This window comes from Halanaerobium sp. (assembly GCF_003070835.1).
Genome location: NZ_QBLR01000300.1, coordinates 1 through 4081, shown reverse-complemented (window position 1 = coordinate 4081; position 4081 = coordinate 1). Strand labels below are relative to the sequence as shown.

Genomic DNA, 4081 nt, shown 5'->3' with positions numbered 1-4081 from the left:
GGTTACCACCACGATTGTCTTCATATTCACTAATTGAGCCATCTCCAATAAAATATCCAAAAAGCCACATTAAATCATTGTCTAGCAAAGATTCTTTTTCGGGATATAAATTTTCACTATTTTGAAGTATATAATCTCCAACATTTAGTTCATCGGCTCTTTTTTCTACAACTTTAAATTTAAACATTGTTTTATATTTTTTTCTACATTCAGGATTATACCTTATATGGGTTGAAAACGACTTTGTTCCCTTAACCTTTTCTCCACAAACTGGACATTTATCTTTAACTGATATTTTCTCTAATACGAAAAATGGATGCCAGTCACTTGTAGTTATATCAAGACCTTTTTCAGCAATAACTCTTATCTTATTATTTTTACTGACATCTATTGACATAGCATCTGTAATTAAATCCCATTCTGATCTGTCCTCTTTTGCATTATAACTTAAAGCCTTAATTGGTTTTAAATTTTCATAATCTCTAACAATTTCTTCAATTCTAATTGCACCTTTATTTGTTAAAACCTTATTACCTTTTTCAATACACCCTCCCGTATAAAGTGACTGCAGTTCATCCTGCAGCTCTAAAGCTGTAAAAATATCATCAGTTAAACCAACTGGCAGCTGAGTTGAGTTGGTGTAATAGGGATCTGCATCTTCTTTAACTACCCGCTCCTGATTGGCAGCAATTATCTGATCTCCAAACTTTTCTCGATCCAGACGGGCAAAACGATAGGCGGTTCCCTCAGCTGGAGTTGCTTCCAGATTATACATATTATCTGTTTCTTCCTGATACTGCTGCAGGCGCTCTCTCATTTTACCCATTACTTGCTCAGAAAACTGCTGTCCTTCGGGAGTAGAAATATCCTTACCCATAAAATTGAGCAGAGCTTCGTTCATTCCATTGAGCCCAATTGTATTAAAGTGGTTTTTCCAGTACTGATCAAAGCGTTTCTTAATATCTCTCAAATAAAATTTTGCGTAGGGGTATAATCCCTGCTCAGTTAAGGTTTCTAAAACTTTACGCTTAACTTCTAAGCTTTCTTTTGCCTGGTCCATCAGATAATAGACTTGCTGCATAAATTCTTCCTTATCTTGAGCCTGATAACCAATGCGGGGCATATTTAGAGTTACCACGCCTATGCTCCCTGTTAGAGGATTAGCACCAAATAAGCCACCACCCCTTTTACGAAGCTCTTTGTTATCCAGGCGCAATCTGCAGCACATACTCCTTGCATCCTCTGGATCCATATCCGAATTGATAAAATTGGAATTATGAACAACCACATTATTTTTTAATGTAAATAAATGATTTTCACTATTAACATGAATGTCAACAGTTGATATTTCTTTTTTTATATTTGTTAAACTTTTTATTTCTACATAATTATTTGTTTCTTTAATTTTATTTACAAATAAATATATTCCATCTGTATCTTTTTTTACTCTAAATATATCTTTTTCCTTATATTGACGAAAGTCTTTACCAAACTCGTTTAATGACTGTTTTTTAGTTATGATCTTATCTCCTAAATTAGGTTTGTTACTATCTTTTGCTATTAACCTGCAGGCTTTTCTTGTTATTGAAAATCCAATTTTATCTTTAAAAATTTTTATATTTTTTTCTCCATGAATTCTAATCTCTCCATATTTTTTTCTTGAAGTCTTATAATATGCTGCTATTCCAAGAAACATTAAAAGTTCTAATACCTGCTGTAATAACTTTCTATTTTTAAGAGTAAGGGTAATAATAGGATTTCCACTATTATTTATTGAAATAGATCCATCAGTATCAAATAGTCCTCTTAATAGTGCGCCAATTTCTTCTTCATTTCTTTTATATATAATTTGGGGTATCTCTTTTTCATCTCCTCTTCCAAATTTTAATCCTATATGTTTCAAAAATTCTTTTAAAATTTTTGAATTTACAGTTACATCCAGACATGTCTCACTGTTTCCAGCTTTAGAAATTGAACTATCTAAATCAAATTTATTATTGATGGTCTTTACAAAAAAATCTATAATTTCACTATCATTACTTGTTAAACGAATAGAGTTTTTAGTCTTTGATAAATAGCCATCTCCTAACAATTGACCGATCATCTCAAATATTTCTTTATCTAATTTTTGGGGAATTCTTATATCTTTTAACGTAGTTTGAAACCTATTGGGTTCATAATTAAATTTGTCAATCTTTTTTCTTTCTCTATTTCTAATTCTTAAACAATAAAAATCATCAATTTTATTTTTAGTTATTTTTTCAAATCTTATCTTTTCCCCTGATTTATCAATTATATCAAAAAGATGATGATTCTCATATGATAATATAAACCCATTTTCAAAAACAATTTGTTTACCATATTCCTGCAACCTATCATTGAGTGATAAGTTTTCAGCTTTTTTTAAACCATTATCTGTAGGAAATTTATGATTCTTAGAACATTCAATTTTTTGTTGTTTTTCGGTAATTATTTTAATATACTCTTTATGCTCATTTTTAAATAAATTAATTATTCTATAAAAATTACCATCATCACCTAAAACTTTATCTTTATTGATATTAATATTTTTTAATTGTTTGGATCCTTTATCAGTTATGATGAATGTATTTTCACTCAAACAAAAATATGGTATCCCGAATTTAGCTGTCATCTGCCAGACCGGATCCAACTTTTCATTTTCCCATTCAAAATCCTCAGTTATGTTGTAAGTTGGAATCGGAAAGGAAAACATTCTGCCCTTGGCATCACCCTCCATCATCAGCTCGGCAAAGGCTCGGTTGAGCATATCCATCTCCTCTTGAAATTCACCATAGCATTTTTCCTGATAATGACCGCCAATTATAACTGCCTGGTCTTCTAAATAACTGGGAACTTCAAGGTCCATGGTAATATTTGTAAAGGGAGTCTGAAATCCTACCCGTGTCGGAACATTCATATTAAATAAAAATTCCTGCATCGCCTGCTTAACTTCCTCATAATTAAGGCCATCATAGGCTATAAATGGAGCCAGATAAGTGTCAAAGTTGGAAAAAGCCTGGGCTCCGGCGCTCTCACCCTGGAGTGTATAGAAAAAATTTACAATTTGCCCGAGTGCTGTCTTCAAATGTTTTGGCGGGGCACTTTCAATTTTAGTTGGAACCCCTCTAAAGCCGCTTCTCAAAAGCTCTTCTAAATCCCAGCCGCAGCAGTAAACACTCAAATTACCCAGATCATGGATATGTAAATCACCACCGCTGTGCAGCTCGGCAGTTTCTTTGGGATATATCTCCTGCAGCCAGTACTGACCAGTTACCTCAGAAGCAATATAATTATTTAAGCCCTGGAGGGAGTAACTCATATTAGAATTTTCATTTACTTTCCAGTCACTGCGGTCTAAATAATCATCCATAATGTTTACAGCATCTGCAAAAAGCTTTTTGCTGTCCCTGAGTTTGCTGTGCTGTTCCCGGTAAAGAATATAGGCTTTTGCAATTTCGGCATATCCCTTTTCAATTAAAACCTTTTCCACCAGATCCTGAATCTGTTCTACCTCTACAGTACCACCATTTTTAAAAAATATTTTTAAATAGGATAATACCTCAGCTGTTATCTCGGCAGCAATTTTAGGATCAGCCTGATCCACTGCTGCAGCTGCTTTTTCTACAGCATTTTCAATCTTTTCTGATTTAAATTCTACCTTTTTTCCGTCACGTTTTTTTACATAATCTAAATTCATAATTCCTCCTTTTTCGAACTTGTGTTTGCTATATATTTAATTATTTCTCTGCTGCTTTAAATAGTCCTGCTTATTTCTAATTTTATTTTCAAAACTTATGTAAACTAAAAAAATCCCTCCGCACAGGCTCTGCACGAAAGGGATTAATAATTTAAGTTAGTTGTCAGAATTTTATTTAAAATTAACTCGTTATTCTTAAGCTGAAATAAGCTGCAGTCTTTTGCATACTATCTAAAAGTCTTAAATAATTTAGCTGCTGCCAGCAGTTTATTAAATAAAATCTGCTCAACACCCCCTCATGACCCGTGAGTTTATGGTGTTTATAAATAAAGGCAGGTCTTCCGGCTCGGTTCAGTTAATAAT

The 4081-nt window shown here is 32.9% G+C and carries 1 protein-coding gene; it reads right to left on the bottom strand.

The features are described 5' to 3' along the window. Window positions 1–3718 (bottom strand): anaerobic ribonucleoside-triphosphate reductase (gene nrdD, locus CI949_RS17805; RefSeq protein WP_290768837.1); only part of this gene is annotated, 3718 nt, incomplete at its 3' end. Window positions 3719–4081 lie beyond the last annotated feature (363 nt).